Below are 21734 nucleotides of genomic sequence, written 5' to 3' on the forward strand. Positions count from 1 at the left end.
AATTATATACTTTTTAGAAAACTATTTCAAGATAAAAAAACATGAAAGATAAGTTATTTAAACCATCTTTCATGCTTCCTTCAGTGTTATTTATGTATTTTCTCGACGTCGTATAAAATTAAAATTTTTTCGATATTCGACTAGTACAGTTGAATTTCGTTATTTTTACTATAACAATAATCTCTAAATTTAACTATAATATTTTACGATTTTCTACCTGCAGGCATTTTTTTAGCATAACCCATTTTATTTTCTTGTTTTACTCTAGCAATTACTAATGTATCATCAGGGGCATTTTCTGTAACAGTAGTTCCAGCTGCAACTACCGCTCCGTCTCCAATTTCTAAAGGAGCTATTAAATTAGAATTACACCCTATAAATGCATCACTTCCAATTTTCGTTTTGTATTTATTTTTACCATCATAGTTAACTGTTATTGTCCCACATCCGATATTTGTATTATTTCCTATCTCTGCATCTCCAAGATAACTTAAGTGTGCTGTCTTAGAACCATCTCCATAGGTTGTATTTTTTAATTCTACAAAATTTCCAACTCTAACATGTTCACCTAACTCACAGTTATTTCTAATATGTGCATATGGACCTACGCTAGTAAAATCTCCTATTTTTGAATCACTAATAGTTGAAGACAATACTTTAACACCGTTTCCTATTTTCGCATTTTCTAAATATGAGTTTGGTTTAATTTGACAATCTTCACCAATTACCGTGTTAGATTTAATTGTAACATTTGGATAAATTGTTGTATCACGTCCAATAACTGCATTCGGCGCAATGTACGTATTCTCAGGATCTACCAATGTAACTCCTGCAAGCATATGTTTAGTGTTAATTCTATTTCTCATAACATTTTCTGCATAAGCTAGCGCTACTCTGTCATTCACCCCAAAAGTTTCATCAAAATCTTCGCATAAATATGTCTCGATTATTTCTTTTTGTTCACGAATCAATCCAAGTACATCCGGTAAATAATACTCACCTTGTTTGTTGTCATTTTTAACTTTTTCTAGCATTTCAAATAAAAGTTTATTATCAAAACAGTAGATTCCAGAGTTAATTTCTTTGATTTTTTTCTCCTGTTCTGTTGCATCTTTTTCTTCAACAATTTTCACTAATTTTCCGTTGACATCGCGAATTATACGACCATATGCGAATGGATCGTCGGCAATCGCTGTTAGTACCGTTGCTTTAGCATTTGTATTTTCATGATGATCTAACATACTGTTGATAGTTTCAGGACGAATTAACGGTGTATCTCCATACATTACTATAGTCGTACCTTCTTTATCTTTAAGCTCGTCTTTGGCAACTTTAACAGCATGAGCTGTTCCTAGCTGTTCTTCTTGTAGAACAAACTTAGTTCTATCTCCTAAGACCTCTTTAACTCTTTCTGCTCCATGACCAACTACAGTGATTACTTCTTGCATTTCTAAATCATTAAGGCTATCTAATACTAGTTCAACCATCGTTCTATCGCAAACCTTGTGCAATACTTTATATAATTTCGACTGCATTCTAGTTCCTTTTCCAGCCGCTAATATTACTGCATATCTATTATTACTCATTCTCAATATCCTCTTTTTCTACTTGACGTAATTTTTCTAAAACATTCCCTAGTTTAACTTCAAATGTTCCATTAAATTCATCGATATTTTCAATTTTAGATAAATATAAATAATCATCTTCATGTTCTCTTGGTGAATCAAAACATTGTGTGATTATAACTTTCCCAATAACATCAACATTAAACTCACTCATTAGACTTTCCATACCTGTCAGAACTCCTCCTCCACGCATGAAATCATCCACTAATAGTACTTTTGATCCTGTATTTAAACTTCGTTTAGAAAGAATCATCGTTTCTATTTTCTTAGTCGAACCTGAAACATAATTTATAGCAACAGTAGTTCCTTCAGTTACCTTATTATCTCTTCTAATTATTATTACTGGTTTATTCAGTATTGAAGCTATAGCGTAAGCAACAGGAATACCTTTTGTAGCAACCGTAACTACGGCATCTATCTCTTTATTTTTATAAACTGTAGCAACCACGCGTCCTATCTTATTCATCAAACTAGGATCCCCTATTATATCAGACATAAAGATATATCCACCCGCTAATAGGCGATTTCCGCCATTTATTTTAGTCATAAAGTCATTAAGAATAACTTTAGCATCTTCTTCCACTAAAGTAGGTATAAAGATTACACCACCACTTACTCCCGCTAGCGTTTTAACCTCTCCAATATTTTCTTCTTTAAAACCATTTTTTATTATGTGTATATCTTCACTTATAGAAGACTTAGCTTGATTGAATTTTGAAACGAAATACGTCAACGGAATTAATTTATTAGGATTATTTAATAAATACTCCGTCATTACAACTATTCTTTCACTTCTCTTTAACTTCATTTTATACTCCTTACATGCATATAGCTTTCTCTTCACTATATACACTCAACATATTTTATTCGTATATTATATGTATATAATACCACTATTGTTCGGAATAGTAAAGATAAACTAGCAATTTTTAAGTTTATTTTAGCTACAACAGTAATTTATCGCATCATACATAAAAAGAAGAAATAGCGTTTCACCGCCATTTCTTCAAATTTCTCTTATTTTTCTTTCCAAACTTCTAAAGTTCGTATTTGATTTTCTTCTACTTTTCTAACCACAAATGTTAGTTTGTCTATAGAATAAACTGCCCCTACTTTTGCTTCGTATTTTTCTAAATACACATATGCACCAATCGTATCTACTTCTTCGTGAGGTAGTTGTACATGAAATAATGCATTCACATCTTGAATTGGCACCCATCCATCTATAAGATAATGTCCATTTTTTAATTTTTTAACTAGACTCTGTTCATCTTCATCAAATTCATCTCGAATTTCTCCAGTAATCTCTTCAACTATATCCTCAAGCGTAACTACACCACTAGTTCCTCCATATTCATCTGTTATAACTATCATATGTTCTCTATTTTGCTTAATAGTTGCTAAAACTTGAGAAATGGGTGTATGTTCGAAGATTTTTATAGCTGGTGTAATATATTCTTCTAAATCTTTAGTTGTTTCTATAGGTTTATCCGTAAATAATAATTTCTTAACATTCAAAATTCCTAGAATTTTATCTTTATCTCCATCTTCAATTACTGGATATCTTGTGTATTCTTCTTGTTTTAATTGCCTCATGATAATTCCTAAAGAATCGCTCATATCTATGGCTTCCACCTCTGTCCTAGGCGTCATAATTTCTTTTGCGATTTTATTATCGAACTCAAACACTCTTTCTACATAACGATATTCAACATCATTAATTTGTCCATGAGCTCGAGAAGATTTCATAATCGTTCTTAATTCTTGTTCACTATGAATATCATCATGTTCTGATGCAGGTTCGTAACCAAACATTCTCGCTATAACATTCGCTAATGAGTTAAGTGTCCATACTAACGGTCTCATAATTTTATCGAACATGTACATGGGCCATGCTACACGCAAGCACGTTTTTTCAGCAGATTGAATCGCTATAGTCTTAGGAACTAATTCTCCTAAAACAACATGTAAAAGTGTCATAAACCCAAATGCTACTATCAACGAAATAGTATGTGTTATAGTTTCATTTAATTTTAATAATTCAAATATCGGATTAAATAAAGAATGGAATGTTGATTCCCCAATCCATCCTAATCCAAGAGAAACAATTGTTATACCTAGTTGTGTTGCTGATAAGTAATGATCCAACTGTTCTACCATTGTAGCTAATAGTTTTGCTGTTTTATTTCCTGATTCTACTAATTCATTTACCCTTGTTGGTCTTAGCTTAACAAGTGCAAATTCAAACATTACAAATATTGCCGAAGCAATAAGTAATAATACAATTATTAATATTTTAATTAAGATACTGAGATCCATATGGTTTCAATTTAACCTCTTTCCTTATTTTTTAGTCAATAATAAATAATTTTACTACATATAAACTTTTTTTTCAATTATTATAGCATCCTTCGATTTTCAGATTAGAAAAACTAATAAATATTACAATTCAAAATATTGGAATTTTTCCAATACGAATGATACTATATAAAATGAATGAAAACGTTAAATCGAGGTACACCATGGAAAATTTTCAAAAATTTTGGACAGAAAAACTTAAATTAGTTGAAACTATTCAGCCCCAATATACTCTAAAGAAAACTCCATTTTCTAAATTTGAGAATATAGAATTTTATAATCTATCCTTCTTTAGCTATGATAATTCTAATATTTATGCAAAATACATAAAAAATATGCAGTATAGAAAATTATATCCAAATAAAGATATACCCGTACTTTTTTATTTTCATGGATATCCTGCATCTAGTAGAAACTGGCTTGAAAAATCATCATTCGCTTCATTAGGATATGATGTCGTTGCTATAGATTTTAGAAATCAAGGTGGTAAAAGTAAAGATTCAGGCAGTTCTGCACCCTCAGTTTTTGGACATCTTACAGTAGGTCTAGACGAAAATATAGAAAATATGATATTTTATAAAAACATTCTGGATACACTCATTCTTTCTAAAATAGTGTCATCCTTTGAAGACATTGATGAAAAAAAGCTTGTTAGTTTTGGAGCATCTCAAGGCGGAGCATATTCTATAATATTTTCAGCATTAAATAAAAATGTAACGAAATGTATAAGTCTATATCCCTTCCTAGCAAATTTCAAAAATATCTATGAAAAAGACAATAGAAAAAATGCTTATGGTGAATTAACACTCCACGGACGTTGGTTTAATACAACCGGAGAAAATACTGAAAAATTCTTGAATAACCTTTTCTTTCTTGACACCATAAATTTCGCAAAAAATTTAAAATGTTCTGTTTTATTCGGTATCACTAACCTTGACGAAGATTGTCCAAAAGAAACTCAAGAAAAAATATATAATGAAATTAATAGTAACAAAAAATCTTGCATCTACAAAAAGTATTACCACGAAAATATTCCGAACTTTAATGATGAAATAGTTAACTTTTTATTAGAAGTTGAATAGGAGGCCAATATGAATTTAGAAAAAAATAGAAAACTAGTATATAAAGAAAATATAATTGATATTCCTCATCCATTCGTTCAATATAAGAAAATAATTTTCCAGGGAACAGATAATTCGCAAATAGAAGTAGATTTAACTATACCTAAATCAACCATCAAAGGTGTTATCGTCGACTTCCCTGAGTTCAAAGTTAAAAATAAAGACTTCCTAAGTTTAACAAAATATAGTATGTTAGACTATGCTTTAACCTCACTACATATTCGAGGGCAAGCTGGTAATAGCGAGAATAAGACACCTTGTTCTCATTTCCCATTTTTGGATAGTTCTTCATCCACACCATATTTTAATCTGGTTTATCAAGACGCACTAGATACTATAAGTATTATTGAAAAACTCTTTCCAAATAAAGAAATTCTAGTAACTGGACTAGGGCAAGGTGCTGCTATTAGTATAGTTTGTGCTAGTTATTACGATTCTATTAAAGAACTATTCATCTCAGACTGTTCACTTTATGATATTAAAAACACATATATCAAAAATAGAAAATATCCTTTTTTTAAAAACATCTATAAGTTTGAAAATGATTTTTCTGACAAAATAGATTATCTATATAACACACTAAGTTTAATAGATATACTAAATTTCAGTAATTCTATAACTCAAAAAATACATTATGGACTTTCATACCTAGATCCTAAAACTCCAATTGAAACTCAACTCAAACTTTTAGATACTCTACAAAATGTAGAAGTCCAACATTATTTATTTTTAGACTATAAAAAAATATTTCAACATCAATTTGATGATTATATACTTGAAGTTCTTTCAAATAAATAGCAAAGGTGAATCGGGAGTGACTCAAAAATCGTGATTTCATAGAAATCGATTTTGTCGAGTCACCCCCGCAAAGTTTATTAGATATCTAAAAAGCTTTTATGAAGCGAATTTAGATATCAATAAACCACTGCGTCTATGAGTTTTCATATGAACCTTATTAAATTTTAAGACCTTTTTGTCATCCACTTCACCTTTTAAATTATAATTAGCTTAATTTACCTTTTAACTTCATATTTTTAACAATTTTTTCTATAGAGTTTACATAAGCTGCTTTTCTCATAGGAATAGCAAATCTTTCTTTCACTTCCCAAATATCATTGAATGCTTTCGTCATAACTCTCGCTTGTTTTTCTACAACTTCTTCTTCTGTCCAGTAGTAACCTTGTAAGTTTTGTACCCATTCAAAGTAAGATACAGTAACACCACCACTGTTCGCAAGAATATCAGGAATTACTACCACGCCTTTTTCACGTAATACTTTATCTCCAGCTAAAGTTGCTGGTCCATTAGCCCCTTCAGAAACAACAGCAGCTTTTATTAAACCAGCCTCTTTTTCATCGATGGCATTCTCTAATGCGCAAGGACACACTACATCCACATCTAAAGCCCAAAATTCATCTAAAGTTAAACGTTTTGTATTTGGTAATGTATGGAATCTAACTCTCTTATCTTTACATTCTTGCAGCTCTGCATACGATAATCCTTCTTCACGATAAACAGCATATTGAATACCATCATCATCACGCTCAGTTACAGCAACTACAGTAGCACCAAATTTCACAGCTGTATCTACTGTATAACTACCTACATTACCGAAACCTTGAACAGCAAATTTTGCACCTTCTGTAGATTTACCTAATTTCTCTAGCGCTAATTTTGCAGCAAGTGCAACTCCATATCCAGTCGCTTGTGTTCTACCAAGTGAACCACCTAATTCTAATGGTTTACCAGTTAACGTTCCAATACCTTGTTCCCCTGTAAGAACATTATATTCATCAATCATCCAAGACATGATTTGTCCATTAGTATTAACGTCTGGTGCAGGAACATCTTGTTTTTCACCTAAATATTTATACAATCCGCGAATATATCCACGAGATAATCTTTCTAATTCACCTTTTGATAAATCTTTTGGATCTACGATAATACCACCTTTACCACCACCATATGGTAGGTTAGCAACTGCACATTTAAATGTCATCCAAATCGATAGTGCTTTAACTTCATCAGCTGTTACAAGTGGATGAAATCTTAATCCACCTTTTGTAGGACCGATTGCATCATTATGCTGAGAACGGAATCCTTTGAAGTATTTCACCTCACCATTATCCATTCTAACAGGTATAGAAATCTCAATAAATCTTTGTGGATCTTTTAAAGATTCATACACTTCTTCTTTATAACCTAAAACTTCACAAGCACCTTTAATTTGCTCTCTTGCGTTAACTAATGGATTGTTATTCATAATCACATCTCCTTAAAATGTTATTTTACATTTGACATGTAATATTTTTTATTAATTATATCAAATACAATATATTTTTGTAAACGTTTTTGTTTTTGCTTCATATTTTGTTTATTTCTTAATATATTGACTCCCGAAAACAAAATCTTTATAGAAAAAGTTAGTATATCAACATATGTACATGTTGAATACTAACTTTTATCAAAAACTATAATATTTATCTACTTAGCATCATACCATGACGCTCCACTACTAGCCTCCGCTTTCAGTTGAACATCTAAATTAGCCGCTTCTTCCATAATTTTAATCATTTCTTTTGTAAACTCTTCTTCTATATCTTTATTTACATCAAATATTAATTCATCATGTACTTGTAATAATAATTTTGCATCTACATTTGTTTTTTCTAAATATTCAAATACATTAATCATAGCTATTTTTATAATATCCGCAGCAGTTCCTTGAATTGGTGAATTCATCGCAATACGCGCATTTAGATTAGCTACAATTTTATTCTTCGCATTAATATCCGGTAATGCTCTTCTTCTATTGAATAAAGTTTCTACATAACCGTGTTCCTTTGCAAAATCTACGATATCAGTCATATACTTATCAACACCTTTGAATGTTTCTAAATATTTGTCAATAAATTCTTTCGCACGTTTTCTAGTAATTCCAAGGTTGTTAGATAGACCAAAATCAGAAATTCCATAAACAATACCGAAGTTGACAGCTTTAGCTTCTCGACGCATTGAAGAAGTCACCTCATCAAGACTAACTCCGTTAACATCACTAGCTGTTTTAGTATGAATATCTACATCGTGTTTAAACGCATCTATCATTCCTGCGTCCTGTGCGATATGAGCTAATACTCGAAGCTCTATTTGAGAATAGTCAATAGATAAGATTACTCTATCATCAGAAGCTGGAACGAATGCTTTTCTGATTTTTTTCCCTTCTTCAATTCTCGTTGGAATATTTTGAAGATTTGGATTTACTGACGATAAACGTCCTGTTTGGGCTAATGTTTGCTCATAACGTGTATGAATTTTTCCTTCACGAGTAATATCTTTTACTAACCCTTTTGCATAAGTTGAATTTAATTTTGTGATAGTTCTATACTCCATAATTAATGGGATGATTTCATGACTATGTTGTAGTTGTTCTAGTACCTCTACAGCTGTAGAATAACCAGTTTTTGTTTTCTTAATCGGTGGCAGTCCTAGATCCTCAAATAATACTACTCCTAGCTGCTTAGGTGAAGCTATATTGAATTCAGAACCAGCTAAAGTATATATGCTAGCTTCTAAAGTTTTAATTCTTTCATCAAATTCTGCACTCATTTCTTCAAGAGCTTTTTTACTAACATGTATTCCTTCAAATTCCATATTAGCCAGTACTTTAGCCACTTTAATCTCTATATCTTTATACAAGTCCGTCATATTCTCTTCAGCAAGTTTTTCTTCCATCAATGGTTTCATAAGTGAAATACTCTCTGCAATTTCAGCTATATACGGATTAATGACTTCTTGAGCCGGTAAAGTGCGTTTTGCCCCCTTACCATATATTTCTTCGTCACTACTTATTATTTTCCCAAGGTAGTTAAAGACGATTTTATCAATTTCAGTTTTTGCATTAACATCTATTAAATAAGACACTATCTTAACATCAAAAACCTCACCATTAATATCTACGCCGTTTCTCTTCGCTATAAATAAAATCTTTTTAAAATCATAAACAGTTTTAGAAATTTCACTTTGAAGATAATCTACTACAAACTCATTAGTGAAAAATTGTTCTTCACTAAAAATATAAGCAGTTCCTTCTTTATAGACTACTATTCCAACTACATCTGAATTATGGTAGTCTTCTGTGTAACACTCAACATGTAAAGTACTGTTGGTAAAATCTATTTTCGTATTTTTATCTGCTAAAACAATACTAATTTCCTTTTTAGGAGCAACTGTCTTTTCAGCAGTTTCACCCACCTCTTCAGTAGAAGTTTCTTGAGATAATTTTTTTAAAAATGAAACAAACTCAAGTTTTTCAAACAACTCTCTTTTTAATTCTATATTCTCACTGTAAGTTAAATCTTCTAACTTATTATCAACTGGAACTTCAGTATAAATAGTAGCTAACTTCTTACTTAACAGAGCATCTTCTCGCCCTTCAATTAGACGCTCTTTTAGTTTTTTACCACTAATATTATCAATATTTTCTAGTACATTTTCCACTGTTTTATATTCTGTTAGTAATTTTATGGCAGTCTTTTCACCAACTCCAGCAATTCCTGGGATATTATCGCTCTTGTCCCCCATAAGACCTTTCATATCAACGATTTGTTCTGGAGTTAATCCATATTTTTCAGCAATAAACTCAGGTGTATAATAATCTATATCTGTAACACCACGCTTAGTGTAGTAAATTGTTATATTTTCACTAGCTAGTTGAGTTAAATCTTTATCTCCAGTCACTATTATTACTTCTAGACCTTCTTTTTCGGCAATTTTTGCATAACTTCCAATGATATCATCCGCTTCATAGTCAAAATGTTCTTCATACTTTATTCCATATGAATCAAGAAGTTCTCTAACATACCCAAATTGCTCTACTAACTCACTAGGAGTTTTATCCCTAGTACCTTTGTATGCTTCATAACTTTGGTGTCTAAACGTTTGTTTTCCTTTATCAAAGGCAACTAACGCATACTTTGGATTAGTATCTGCCAATATTTTTTCTAGCATCAATGTAAAACCATATACACTATTTGTATAAAGTCCTTTTTTATTTTTTAAAGCTGGCATAGCGTAAAAAGCACGATAACTCAAACTATTACCATCTATTAATATTATCTTATCCATTTTCTTCTCCTAATAATTCTTAGAAAAACTGTAAATGGGAGCAACTCAAAAATCTTATTTTTACAAAGCGATTTTTTCTAGTCACTCCCGTACAATTTATTTAATATTAAAGCTCAACCGTAAAGCTAATCGATATTCCATTAAAACTTTACATCTACATATTTTAAATTGATGAATTTATAATCTTTTGTTTAATCCATCGTTAGCAAATAATCACTAAATATTATTTTACAATAATTTGTAAATAATTTCTATTTTTCTCTTCCAAGAATGGTGTTCAATTTCTTCTAGTAACTTAACAGGAATCTCACGTTGCTCTCTTGTTCTTTCTATCATAAGTTCTAAAGCACCTACTATTCTATTTACAAATGCTGGTTTTTCTTCTTCAACAGCCTTATCAGTGTCATAAATAGTTGGCATTGCTATATATTCTATTATCTCAGAATTATTTATTTTGTCTCCAAGAAATTCTATAAGCCCTTCTATCTCAGTAGCAACTACTCTTAATCCACTTCCTAAAGCTTCAATCGCTATAAGACCTAACCCCTCAAAATAAGATGGTAGTATAAAAATATCTTTATGCCTCATTATTTCCCCTAAATGCGCTTGATCTACGGCATTATAAATTTTTATTTTCTTAGAATCACCAACTAAAGCTTCGACCCTAGGTCTATCCTCTTCTTTCAAGTTCCCTATTAATTCTAATTCTACATTATTGTCTTTTTTCTCTAATAATCTAAAGGCCTTTATCAACTCATAAAAACCTTTCGATTCATCAAATTTCCCTGCATATAAAATTTTTACATTATCCTGTTTTTCATATTTTTCAACAGGATAAAAAATCTTTTCATTATATCCAGCACCAATATTTACAATCTTATCCTCAGGGTAGCTATAGATATTAGAAATACCTTCTATTACACCACTGCTTAACGCTAATATCTTATCTAATTTACCAAGATTTTTAACATACTTATCTTTCATCGCTGGGTTCTTTTCAGCTTGTCTTATATCCGTATTATGACAAACTCCAATTACTTTTTCACCTTCAAATACATCACAAACTATAGAACTTAAAATCCATAAGTGATGTGTGATTACAACATCTGGCTTAAATTCTTTTTTAGCTTTTTCTAATTTTTTACGAAATGCTTCTTGCCAAGTTTCCAACATCTCAGCTGTCATATTTTTGTACAGAGTATTTTCATAAGGCATAATATCACTCATACCTACGATAGGAAAACTAATATCCTTGCCTTGAAACTCAACTTCAAATTTCTCATCTAAAAAATTAAAATCATATTCCGGCGTTGTTGCATAAACCGCAGCTTGCTCAACATCAAACTTCTTTAATCCCTCAATTACATTAGTAAAATATACACCACTTCCTGTCTTAATAGGTAATTGTGCTAATATGTGTAAAATTTTCATAATTATCATCCTCTATTTCATATTTTCCGTCACTTATATTATAACCTAATTTAACATTTTTTTATAGTAAACATATTAATTCTTTATGTTAGTTATACAAAAAAGAAATTCACCTAGAACTATTCTCTGCTCCAAGTAAATTTCTTATAATTAAATTACTATCTCTGTATTCTTTAATTTCACAAGGGAGTGACTAAAAAATCGTGATTTCGTAGAAATCGATTGTATCGAGTCACTCCCACACAGGTTATTAGATATCAAAAAAAGCTTTCATAAAGCGAATTTAGATATCAATAAACCACTGCATCTGTGAGTTATCATATACACTTTTTTAAAATTTAGGACTTTTGGGTCAGTCACTAAAACTTTATTAAAACGATAACCTATCGTTTATTTTAACTCTACGCTCAACCACAAGGAGAAGCTTCTAAATCAACTTGAGTTTCTATATAATCATTTTTATTATAGAATGCATTTCGATATTTAGATGTATTAAATGGTTCAATTAAATTAATAACAGTGTAGCCATCTAACCCAAGTTTTTTACATACTTCTTTACTTTCTTCCGGTTTATCACTATAGACAAAAATTTCTGAATCTTTATTTAACTTATCTAGAATGCTATCTACTTCATTAGGCGCAATTTTGATTTCTTCATCACTTAATATTTCAGTACCTAAATTTAAAAACTGCTTATTCTTACTTACTGAGATACGGTATTTGAATTCAGATAATAACGCATTGCTGTATATTGCTTTACCATAGTCATATTGTTTAACCCCATCTCCAATATGAAGTTTCGTGAATCCACGCTCTCTTAATAATTTTTCAGTATTACGTGATGTTACATCGACTACACAATATAGAATAATATCCTTATCCTTATACTCATCAAGTACATCACTATTATTTTTAAAAAGTTTAATAGGTAAGTTTACCGCATTAATTGCATGCCCTCTTGCATACTCTTTTCTCCAACGCACATCTACAACAAGTGCTTCATCGAAAGTTTTTTTCTCTACTTCAGCCCCTGCAATCCTTCCTGGCTTACCTTTTAACAATTTAAGCCAAAATGCATAAAGACCTAGTAAGATAATTAACAGTATTATACCAATAACTACTAATATGTTCATCCTGTTTACTCCTTTCTTAACATAATTATATTATATCACACATTTTGTATTTTTAATAATGAATAATATCTTAAATTTGTTTTGATTTTTTTTCTATTTAAGAGTAAAATTATGTTATAGATATTCTTTAAGAAAGGAGATTAAAATGAAAATTTCCAAAATCAATAAAATAGAAAATAAGAATTTTAAAATTGAAACCTCATTACTTTTTGATGGAATTTTAGTTGGATTATTTGCCGGAATAGTCGGAGCTAGCTATAGACTCCTTATAGGTTATAGTGAGCACCTAGTTCACTATACTGCAGAATTTATAAAAAATGGTTTCATATACAAGATATTACTCTTAGTGGTGCTAATACTACTAGCTTTATTTTCAGGTTTCTTACTCAAACGAGAACCTATGGCTAGTGGAAGTGGAATTCCCCAAGTATCAGCTGAAATTACCGGTCGATTAAATCCTAATCCATTAAGAGTTCTTATTTATAAAATTACAGGTGGATTAACAGCAAGTTTAGGCGGTTTATCTCTAGGACGTGAAGGTCCTTCTATTCAACTTGGTGCTATGAGTGGAAAACTTGTATCGAGAATTTTAAAAAAGGACAACATTAAAGAAAAATATTTTATTACTTGTGGCGCTAGTGCTGGACTATCAATTGCCTTTGGAGCACCTCTAGCTGGTGTTCTATTCTCAATAGAAGAAGTTCACAAGCAAATCACAAAAAAAATCATTATTTGCTGTTTCAGTGCTGCTGTCGTAGCTAATATAGTTGGTCAATACATCTTTGGACTTACCGCTATCTTTAAATTCCCAGAGGTGCCATATGTGGAAGTTAGTATATATCCTTGGGTTGCCTTACTAGGAATCTTATTAGGGGTATTTGGAACATTTTATAATATCACTATAAAAATACTATTTAAAATTTATGAATTCTTTAAACTAAATATAGTATTTAGACCTCAGATAGCTTTTCTCATTTCATTTGTGCTTTTTATTTTTTATCCTATAGTACTTGGAAGTGGGCATAATTTAGTAGAATTTTTAATTGAGAATAAATTCAGTTTTATGTTTTTATTAACCTTATATTTTATAAAAACTTTATTCTCACTTATATCATTTACTTCAGGAGTTGCAGGCGGTATATTCCTACCTATTTTAATTCAAGGTGCAATACTTGGAACATTATTTAGCAACTTCTTTGATGCGAAATACACTGCCCTATTCGTAATATTATCAATGTCTGGATATCTAACAGCAATTGTCAGAAGTCCTATTACTTCAATAATATTATTATTTGAAATGACACAAAAACTTAACTATTTCCTTCCTATAGCACTATGTTGCCTATTCGCTTATATGACTGCGAATATACTAGGAACAAAACCTGTTTATGAATATTTATTAGATCGCATACTAACTAGTAATAAACTAGAAGATAATGAAGTTGAAATGGAAGTAGAAATTCTTACAACAATATCAAACGATAGTTTTTTAGTTGGAAAATCTATCAAAGAAATAGAGTGGACGAAAAACACACTTATCTCTCAGATTGAACGTTCTGGGCGTGAAATAGTACCGAAAGGAACAACAATTTTAGAAGCTAACGACAAACTTACTGTCATAATGCCAAAAGAAAGTGTTGAGACATTCTTAGAAAAATTCAGTAAATAGTTAAAGACTAGAAGATTTATTAAAATTCTTCTAGTCTTTATTTTTATATTACATTAAAATGTTTTAACGCATTTGTTATTCCATCATCATCTACGCTTGTTGTGATGTAATCTGCAATCTCCTTAACATTCTCTCCGGCATTCCCCATCGCTACACCGATACCAGCATGCTTAAGCATATCAATATCATTACCACCATCTCCAAATGCCATAGTTTCCTCTAATTTAATACCAAAATGAGCGATAACAGCATCAATTCCGGTATTTTTCCCACCATCTTTCGGAATGACATCTGTAAAATGCGTAGTCCATCTTGCTGCTTTTGAATTAGGCATATATGCTAAAAAGTCCGCTTCTTCCTCTTCTGATACAAAGACATTAAGCTGATAGATTTTTTCACTTATTGCTTTATCATATGCTAACGGATCCTCTTTAAAACGCTCTGGATCTCCTAGCTCATCTTCTAACCATTTTACCCTTGAATTTTTCAAATTCATAAATGCACCATCTAATAAAGCAAAGTCACACGCAATCTTATTCTCCTTAAAATAAGGAAGAACATTTTTTATATCTTCTTGAGATAATATCTTATCATTTAAAACTTTACCATTTTCTAAATAGCAATATTGACCATTTATCGTAATATAGCCATCAAATTTAAAATCTAATAAATTATTTAAAAATGTAGTATGAAATGGTGCTCTTCCTGTAGCTATAAATATCTTTATCCCCTGTTCTTTTAATTTTTTTAGAGTATTTGCTGTATTTTCAGGAATTGTTTTTGTTTTAAAGCTTCTTATCGTTCCATCAATATCAAAAAAAATTGCTTTTATTTTATTCATTTTTATTCTCCATCTTGTTTAAATCAACTACACTATCTCTCGTTTTTAATTCATAACCAATTAATAGTTTCATAGTTGTTTCTTCTTTTTTTATTATATTCAATAACATCTCTACAGTCTGCTTGGCAGCATCCTTCAAATCAAACTTTATCGTTGTTAACGGTGATTTTAATAGTGCTGATGATGTATAATCTCCAAAGGCAGCAACCGAATAATTTTCTCCAACACTTAAACCAAATTCTTCCAGAGCTTTTATCGCTCCATAAGCCAAATTATCAGTTGCACAAATTAAACAACTATTATTTTTTAGATTGTCAATGTTTTCCTTTATTGTTGAGTATCCCTCTTCTAAGCCAAAATTAGTGATCATTACATTTTCAGGAACAAGATTATATTTCTCTAAAGTCCTTATTACTCCTAATTTTCTATAATATCCTACTGCAACATCATCCTCACTAACCCCTAAGTAAGCTACTTTTTTATGACCACTTGCCAATACATAATTCGTTAAATCTCTAGCAGCATTGAAGTCATTGTACTCAACACTATATGTATACTCTCCCTCTTGCCCCAACATAACAACAGGAACATCCACAGATTTTATAGTACTCTCATAAGTTTTAGTCATAGTTGTTGGTAATAAGATTATTCCATCTACATTCATTCTTGCCAATTTTTTTATATACTCTAACTGCTTATTTTCATCAAAATTAGCATTCATTATCAACGTCTCATAATTATTTTCTTTTAATTCTTTATCAAGGTATTTTAAAGTATTTCCACTGATATAAGAGTGCAGACATGGAACTATCACCCCGATAATTTTACTATCAGTACTTTTTAACGCTTTTGCAAAAGTATTCGGCGTATAATTATACTTATCTACTATTTCTTTAATTTTTTTATAAGTTTCTTTTTTTAAATTTCCACCATTAAAATATCTAGAGACAGTAGTAGTACCTACTCCAGCCATTTTTGCTATATCTACTATTGTCAATTTCTTCATAGATTACCTCCTTAAGTCACATTCTTAATTATATACGATTGTAATAAATAAATAAAGAATTAAATCAGAACATTTTTAGAAAATAATATCAACAAATTTTAGATAAAAATTATAATATCTTCTTCTGTAATAAGAAAATTAAATTTTTCATTCAATGTTTATTCTAATACAATTAAATTTTAAAATTAGCAAATAAATAACTAAATAGCACCACAACAATAGTAATCTTCACTATATAATATAACTTCTAAATTTTCTTCTCTCTTATCCAGACAACTGTATCATCACACAACAACAAATCTCGAATAACAGCTTTAAAAATACTATCAAACATGCATAGAACAATATGAACATTTTTTTCAAAAATATAAACAAATCTCTTGAAATCCTTTTCTAAAAGTGGTATAGTTTTCTTGGAGGTATATTATGATAGTTCAATTAAAAAACGTATCAAAACAATATAAGGACGCTAACTTCAAATTAGAAAATATATCATTTGATATTAATAAGAAAGAAGTTATTGGAATTATCGGAAGAAATGGTACAGGAAAAAGTACTATTCTTAAAATGATTAACGGTATCGTTTCCTATGATAGTGGAGATATTCTTTATAAAAACTCTTCTATTAAAACTATGGATGCTAATACTCTTAGGCATACTAGAAAAAATTTAGCCTATATATTCCAACACTCTAATCTTATCGATAACAAAACTGTATATTATCATTTAAGTTTAGTGTACAAATTAAATAAGGTTCCTGTTGATAAAAAGAAAATAGATGATATTCTAGATTTCATGAATATTACAAGACTTAAAAATAGTCTTTGTGGTAGCTTAAGTGGTGGTGAACAACAAAAAGTTGCTATTGCTATGGCATTACTTCAAGAACCCGAAGTTCTACTTTGTGATGAAATTAGTTCCGCTTTGGATACTAATAGTGAAAAAGAAATTTTCGCATTATTAAACAAATTAAGAACAACGACTGATATTTCAATCGTTATGATTTCACATAGTCTTTCATTACTTAAGAACTTCTGTGATCGTGTAGTAGTAATCGATGATTCTACTGTAAAAGACATTGTCGTACCTAATAAAAATGCAAAAGACGATTACGACAGTAATTACTATAACTACGTAAAGGAGTTTTTACTAGATGATTGATTTATTTAAAGCAAATTACGATGGTATAATGAAAGCGTTCTGGGAAACGAATTACATGATGATTTACTCAATGTTAACTGTATTTTTCATTTCCATGCCACTAGGGATTATGCTTTTCTCTTTTAGTCGTGATTATTTATTAAAAAATAGAGCAGTTTATGAAGGATTAAGTATTTTTCTTAATGCCTTACGTAGTGTTCCTTTTCTAATTTTTGTGTTCATTTTAATCCCTGTAAATAGATTCTTATTTAAAACATCTTTTGGGAATATAGCGGCAATCTTGCCTCTTACACTTGTTGGTGTTAGTATCTATGCACGTTTTGTCGAACAAGCACTAATTAATGTTCCTAAGAAGATTGTAGATAGAGCTATAAGTATGGGAGCTACAAAAATTCAAATTATTAGATATTTCTTATTACCAGCTACTATGGATAACTTAATCTTATCATTCACCTACACTACTATTAGTTTATTAGCTTATACTACTGTAATGGGTGTTATTGGGGCTGGTGGTCTAGGAGAATTTGCATTCAGATATGGATATCAAGAATACAACTATGATCTAATGTATTTAATCGTTATAATATTTATTATATACGTATTTATTATTCAATCAATAGGTTATGGATTAGCTAAACGTTTTACAAATAAAAAGGAGAAATAAAACCAATGAAAAAAGTATTATCATTTGTTGCTAGTCTTTTAGCTCTTGTGCTTGTATTAACAGCATGTTCTAGTAAAACTAGCGATAAAAAAGAAGAAAAAAAAGAAAACAAAACAATTAAAGTTGCTGCACACGTTCCACCATTTACTGATATGTTAGAATTAGTTAAAGAAGATTTACAAAAAGAAGGATACACTCTTGAAATTGTAAAAGTATCTGATAACGTTCAAGCTAACGTTGCTTTAGCAAACAAAGAAATCGATGCTAACTTCTTCCAACATGAACCATTCATGAAACAATACAACGAAAAAAATAAAACTAACTTAGTAGCTGTGGCGAAAGTTTACAACTCAATTCCAGCATTCTACTCAAAAACTGTTAAAAACATTAAAGATCTTAAAGATGGTGCTGATGTAGCAATTCCATCTGATGCTTCAAACATGGCTCGTGCGTTAAGATTATTAGCTCACGGTGGATTAATCACATTAAACGATCCTAACAGTTACAATGTTACTGTAAAAGATATTAAAGATAATCCAAAACATCTTAAATTTACAGAAGTTGGTCTTTTAAACTTAAGTGATGCATATGCAGAAAAAGATTTAGTATTCAACTACCCTACATACATCGCTAAATTAAACCTTACACCAATGAAAGATGGTCTTTTAATGGAAGATAAAGCTGACTTTACATATGCTGGAGTTCTTGCAGCTCGTGAAGACAATAAAGACGACGCTAAAATTCAAGCAGTTAAAAAAGCTCTAACTAGCCAAAAAGTTAAAGACTTCTTACAAAAAAACTTTGATGGTAAAGCTACTGCCGCTTTCTAATTATAAATTATATTAATTCATAAACTATATATATCAACATACCTTACCTCTAAATATTAAATATACTTATAGGAGAATATATAATGAAGAAAATAATTTCATTTATAGCTAGCTTAACTGCTTTATTATTAGTTTTAACAGCATGTTCAAGCAAAACTGAAGCACCTAAAAAAGAAGAGAAGAAAGAACCAGTTACTGTAAAAGTAGCTTCTCACACTTCTCCAATGACAGACATGTTAGAAATGATCAAAGAAGATCTAAAAAAAGACGGTTATAACTTAGAAATCGTTAAAGTTTCTGATAACGTTCAAGCTAACGTTGCATTAAACAATAAAGAAGTTGATGCTAACTTCTTCCAACACAGACCATTCATGGAACAATTTAACCAAAAAAATAATGCTCATCTTGTAGCTATTCAACCAATTTACAACGCGACTGTATCATTCTACTCAAAAACTCTTAAAGATATTAAAGATATTAAAGATGGTGCTGATGTAGCTATCCCTTCAGATCCAACAAACTTAGCTCGTGCTTTACGTTTATTAGATCACGCTAAAGTTATTACTCTTAAAGATCCAAATAGCTTTACAGTAACAGAAGCAGATATCAAAGATAATCCAAAACACCTTAAATTTACTAAAGTAAGCTTACTAAACCTTAACGAAGCTTACAATGAAAAAGATTTAGTGTTTAACTACCCAACATACATTTCTAAATTAGGATTAACTCCTGATAAAAATGGTCTAGCTTTTGAAAAAGAAGGAGACTTAACATTCGCTATCTCACTTGTAGCACGTGAAGACAACAAAGATGATGCTAAAGTTCAAGCAGTTAAAAAAGCATTAGCTAGTGAAAAAGTCAAAGATTATATTAACAAAGAACTTAAATCAAAAGGACACGCAACTCCTGCGTTCTAATATAAATTAGAATACTTAGCAGACAATGTTTGCTAAGTATTTTTTTACTTTACTATATCTTTATAACTAACTCTAATCACTCTGTTTAATAATGTTCTATTAATTATATTTTTATGCTCTCAAACGCCTGTAAACCTTCTCTTAAATGCCAGAAATAACAATATTTAATTATGTACTAAGATCTGTATGTATATCCATTCATAACAAAAAAGAAACTGATTTTTACATCAGTTCCTTTTTATTAATTATCTTATTTGTGTAATTCTTTTTCGAACGCTTCTCTAACTTGTCCTACTGAGAATCCGATGATTACTTGAATTGCTTTACCGTTACGAGCAACTCCTAGAGCTCCAGAACGTTTTAAGAATTCATCATCTTTAACTAAGCTTTCGTCTTTAACGTTAACACGTAATCTTGTTACACAGTTAGTAACGTCTACGATGTTATCTTTACCACCTAAACCTTCAAGAATGATAAGAGCTTGATCATCATGAGTAGCTGCATCATCTTTAACTTCTGGTTTTGGTGCATCTTTACCTTTTTCACGGTACTCTTGTTTAGAGTAAAGTTTTGTTTCAGCATCATCTGCTTCGCGTCCAGGTGTGTTTAATTGGAATTTAAGGATTAAGAATCTAAATACTAAGAAGTAGATTACAGAGAATACTAATCCAATTCCGATTTGAACGAACATTTGTGAAGAGTGGTTTTTGAACATTGGTAACCAGTTAAGAGCTAAGAAGTCAATTAATCCACTTCCGAAGTTACCTACAACTCCAAATTGGTACATAGTTGCTGACATTAACGCACCTAATACTGCGTGAGTAGCGAATAACATTGGTGCTGCAAATAAGAATGTGAACTCGATTGGTTCAGTGATTCCTGTTAAGAAACCAGTAAGTGCTGCTGGGATTAATAACCCGGCTACAACTTTTTTCTTGCTATCTTTAGCTGTTACATACATAGCTAAAGCTGCTGCTGGTAAACCAAATACTTTTGAGTTACCATGTAATGAGAATCCACCTTGAGGGAATAACTCTTTTAATGGAGTTGAGCTTTGAGAGAACTCTTGAATGTGTTGTACCCAGTAAGCTGTGATTCCATTTTCTACTACTGCTGGTCCAAACATGAACGGTCCATAGATAAAGTGATGTAATCCTGTTGGAATTAAAATTCTTTCTAGGAATGTGTAAGTGAATACCCCTGCAACTCCAGAAACTTTCAAGAATCCTTGTAATGCAGCGATTCCTAATTGAACTTTTGGCCATAATAAAGCTGTTAAGAATGCAGCTGGAATCATGATGATAAATCCAACTAAGATAACAAATGTTGATCCTTGGAAAATTCCTAGTAATTCAGGTAATTTTTTATCAAAGTATTTGTTGTGAATCCATACTGAGATAGATGCAATAACGATAGAACCGATGATTGAAGTATCTAAAGTGATTGCCCCAGCGATTCTTGTAATACCTGTAGGTAATTTAAGAGCTGGTGTTACATCTACTCCAAAGAATTTGAATTGAGTTAAGAATCCATTGATGAAGTAGTTGAAAACCATGTAGATTAAGAACGCTTCTAATGCAGCACGACCATTTGCTTTTTTAGCAAGACCGATTGGAATACCAAGTGCGAACACTACTGGCATTTGATTGAAGATTGTCCATCCTCCTTGTTCAACTACGAACCAGAAGTTATACCAAAGTGTTCCTTCTGTAGCGATGCTCCCTACTAAGTTAGGGTTTTTAAAAATTGAAGTTAATCCAACTACTAATCCGAAGAATGCGAATATAATAGATGGCATTAACATAGCGCCTCCAAAACGCTGAATTTTTTGTAACATAACATTTTCCTCCTTTT

Annotated in this window: 17 protein-coding genes; 7 read left to right on the forward strand and 10 right to left on the reverse strand. The window is 30.7% G+C overall.

What is annotated here, in order from left to right; genetic code table 11:
• Positions 1-203: 203 nt before the first annotated feature.
• The 3 genes from glmU to RWQ74_RS00620 all read right to left on the reverse strand — a co-directional run bounded on the left by glmU (position 204) and on the right by RWQ74_RS00620 (position 3944).
• Complete coding sequence (gene glmU, locus RWQ74_RS00610; RefSeq protein ID WP_314395826.1) at positions 204-1586, reverse strand: bifunctional UDP-N-acetylglucosamine diphosphorylase/glucosamine-1-phosphate N-acetyltransferase GlmU; 1383 nt, start codon at positions 1584-1586, stop codon at positions 204-206.
• Positions 1579-2433 carry a pur operon repressor gene (purR, locus tag RWQ74_RS00615; RefSeq protein WP_314395828.1) on the reverse strand — a complete coding sequence of 285 codons (855 nt, stop codon included), beginning with the start codon at positions 2431-2433 and terminating at the stop codon, positions 1579-1581. Before purR ends, glmU begins: the two co-directional genes overlap by 8 nt.
• A 209-nt stretch (positions 2434-2642) precedes the next feature.
• A complete protein-coding gene (locus RWQ74_RS00620; RefSeq protein WP_314395830.1) occupies positions 2643-3944 on the reverse strand; it encodes a hemolysin family protein in 1302 nt (433 codons plus the stop codon).
• Positions 3945-4147: 203 nt separating this feature from the next.
• On the opposite strand from RWQ74_RS00620, the gene RWQ74_RS00625 reads away from it, so the two are divergent.
• Positions 4148-5065 (forward strand): alpha/beta fold hydrolase, encoded by a 918-nt coding sequence (locus RWQ74_RS00625; RefSeq protein WP_314395831.1) that lies wholly within the window; start codon positions 4148-4150, stop codon positions 5063-5065.
• A 9-nt stretch (positions 5066-5074) separates the two neighbouring features.
• Entirely contained in the window at positions 5075-5902 is an 828-nt protein-coding gene (locus tag RWQ74_RS00630; protein WP_314395833.1) for an acetylxylan esterase, read from the forward strand.
• Between the two features lie 205 nt (positions 5903-6107).
• Here the strand turns inward: RWQ74_RS00630 and RWQ74_RS00635 are convergent, their stop codons facing one another.
• From RWQ74_RS00635 to RWQ74_RS00650, 4 genes are all read right to left on the reverse strand, one after another.
• Positions 6108-7367: a Glu/Leu/Phe/Val dehydrogenase gene (locus RWQ74_RS00635; RefSeq protein ID WP_314395835.1), complete on the reverse strand. Its 1260-nt coding sequence runs from the start codon at positions 7365-7367 to the stop codon at positions 6108-6110.
• Between the two features lie 221 nt (positions 7368-7588).
• Complete coding sequence (gene polA, locus RWQ74_RS00640) at positions 7589-10228, reverse strand: DNA polymerase I (protein ID WP_314395837.1); 2640 nt, start codon at positions 10226-10228, stop codon at positions 7589-7591.
• A gap of 228 nt (positions 10229-10456) precedes the next feature.
• Positions 10457-11659, reverse strand: a complete 1203-nt coding sequence (locus RWQ74_RS00645) for a glycosyltransferase family 4 protein (RefSeq protein WP_314395838.1) — start codon at positions 11657-11659, stop codon at positions 10457-10459.
• 407 nt (positions 11660-12066) lie between these two features.
• Positions 12067-12792 carry a rhodanese-like domain-containing protein gene (locus RWQ74_RS00650; protein WP_314395840.1) on the reverse strand — a complete coding sequence of 242 codons (726 nt, stop codon included), beginning with the start codon at positions 12790-12792 and terminating at the stop codon, positions 12067-12069.
• Positions 12793-12937: 145 nt separating this feature from the next.
• Between RWQ74_RS00650 and RWQ74_RS00655 the strand changes: the two genes are divergently transcribed.
• Positions 12938-14461: a ClC family H(+)/Cl(-) exchange transporter gene (locus RWQ74_RS00655; protein ID WP_314395842.1), complete on the forward strand. Its 1524-nt coding sequence runs from the start codon at positions 12938-12940 to the stop codon at positions 14459-14461.
• A gap of 43 nt (positions 14462-14504) precedes the next feature.
• Here the strand turns inward: RWQ74_RS00655 and RWQ74_RS00660 are convergent, their stop codons facing one another.
• Positions 14505-15302 (reverse strand): Cof-type HAD-IIB family hydrolase, encoded by a 798-nt coding sequence (locus RWQ74_RS00660; protein ID WP_314395844.1) that lies wholly within the window; start codon positions 15300-15302, stop codon positions 14505-14507.
• Entirely contained in the window at positions 15295-16308 is a 1014-nt protein-coding gene (locus RWQ74_RS00665; protein WP_314395845.1) for a LacI family DNA-binding transcriptional regulator, read from the reverse strand. The genes RWQ74_RS00660 and RWQ74_RS00665 overlap by 8 nt, the downstream gene beginning before the upstream one ends.
• Positions 16309-16734: 426 nt before the next feature.
• Here RWQ74_RS00665 and RWQ74_RS00670 point away from each other — a divergent pair, with 426 nt between their 5' ends.
• The 4 genes from RWQ74_RS00670 (at position 16735) to RWQ74_RS00685 (ending at position 19880) form a co-directional block, all read left to right on the forward strand.
• A complete protein-coding gene (locus RWQ74_RS00670) occupies positions 16735-17469 on the forward strand; it encodes an ATP-binding cassette domain-containing protein (protein ID WP_314395847.1) in 735 nt (244 codons plus the stop codon).
• Positions 17462-18133: a methionine ABC transporter permease gene (locus tag RWQ74_RS00675; RefSeq protein WP_314395849.1), complete on the forward strand. Its 672-nt coding sequence runs from the start codon at positions 17462-17464 to the stop codon at positions 18131-18133. Before RWQ74_RS00670 ends, RWQ74_RS00675 begins: the two co-directional genes overlap by 8 nt.
• A gap of 5 nt (positions 18134-18138) precedes the next feature.
• Entirely contained in the window at positions 18139-18963 is an 825-nt protein-coding gene (locus tag RWQ74_RS00680) for a MetQ/NlpA family ABC transporter substrate-binding protein (protein WP_314395851.1), read from the forward strand.
• Positions 18964-19046: 83 nt separating this feature from the next.
• Positions 19047-19880, forward strand: coding sequence for a MetQ/NlpA family ABC transporter substrate-binding protein (locus RWQ74_RS00685; RefSeq protein ID WP_314395853.1), 834 nt, complete (start codon positions 19047-19049; stop codon positions 19878-19880).
• Positions 19881-20130: 250 nt separating this feature from the next.
• On the opposite strand, the gene RWQ74_RS00690 is transcribed toward RWQ74_RS00685, so the two are convergent.
• Positions 20131-21717 (reverse strand): alpha-glucoside-specific PTS transporter subunit IIBC, encoded by a 1587-nt coding sequence (locus tag RWQ74_RS00690; RefSeq protein ID WP_314395855.1) that lies wholly within the window; start codon positions 21715-21717, stop codon positions 20131-20133.
• Positions 21718-21734: the final 17 nt, after the last annotated feature.

Origin of the sequence: uncultured Gemella sp. (assembly GCF_963525165.1) — a bacterium.
Taxonomy (GTDB): domain Bacteria; phylum Bacillota; class Bacilli; order Staphylococcales; family Gemellaceae; genus Gemella.

Bases quoted from the DNA above. Each gene is read 5' to 3' on its own strand.
- polA (WP_314395837.1), bottom strand. From the start codon at position 10,228: ATGGATAAGATAATATTAATAGATGGTAATAGTTTGAGTTATCGTGCT.
- RWQ74_RS00630 (WP_314395833.1), top strand. From the start codon at position 5,075: ATGAATTTAGAAAAAAATAGAAAACTAGTATATAAAGAAAATATAATT.
- RWQ74_RS00650 (WP_314395840.1), bottom strand. From the start codon at position 12,792: ATGAACATATTAGTAGTTATTGGTATAATACTGTTAATTATCTTACTA.
- RWQ74_RS00685 (WP_314395853.1), top strand. From the start codon at position 19,047: ATGAAGAAAATAATTTCATTTATAGCTAGCTTAACTGCTTTATTATTA.
- RWQ74_RS00675 (WP_314395849.1), top strand. From the start codon at position 17,462: ATGATTGATTTATTTAAAGCAAATTACGATGGTATAATGAAAGCGTTC.
- RWQ74_RS00620 (WP_314395830.1), bottom strand. From the start codon at position 3,944: ATGGATCTCAGTATCTTAATTAAAATATTAATAATTGTATTATTACTT.
- purR (WP_314395828.1), bottom strand. From the start codon at position 2,433: ATGAAGTTAAAGAGAAGTGAAAGAATAGTTGTAATGACGGAGTATTTA.
- glmU (WP_314395826.1), bottom strand. From the start codon at position 1,586: ATGAGTAATAATAGATATGCAGTAATATTAGCGGCTGGAAAAGGAACT.
- RWQ74_RS00635 (WP_314395835.1), bottom strand. From the start codon at position 7,367: ATGAATAACAATCCATTAGTTAACGCAAGAGAGCAAATTAAAGGTGCT.
- RWQ74_RS00665 (WP_314395845.1), bottom strand. From the start codon at position 16,308: ATGAAGAAATTGACAATAGTAGATATAGCAAAAATGGCTGGAGTAGGT.
- RWQ74_RS00670 (WP_314395847.1), top strand. From the start codon at position 16,735: ATGATAGTTCAATTAAAAAACGTATCAAAACAATATAAGGACGCTAAC.
- RWQ74_RS00690 (WP_314395855.1), bottom strand. From the start codon at position 21,717: ATGTTACAAAAAATTCAGCGTTTTGGAGGCGCTATGTTAATGCCATCT.
- RWQ74_RS00680 (WP_314395851.1), top strand. From the start codon at position 18,139: ATGAAAAAAGTATTATCATTTGTTGCTAGTCTTTTAGCTCTTGTGCTT.
- RWQ74_RS00625 (WP_314395831.1), top strand. From the start codon at position 4,148: ATGGAAAATTTTCAAAAATTTTGGACAGAAAAACTTAAATTAGTTGAA.
- RWQ74_RS00660 (WP_314395844.1), bottom strand. From the start codon at position 15,302: ATGAATAAAATAAAAGCAATTTTTTTTGATATTGATGGAACGATAAGA.
- RWQ74_RS00645 (WP_314395838.1), bottom strand. From the start codon at position 11,659: ATGAAAATTTTACACATATTAGCACAATTACCTATTAAGACAGGAAGT.
- RWQ74_RS00655 (WP_314395842.1), top strand. From the start codon at position 12,938: ATGAAAATTTCCAAAATCAATAAAATAGAAAATAAGAATTTTAAAATT.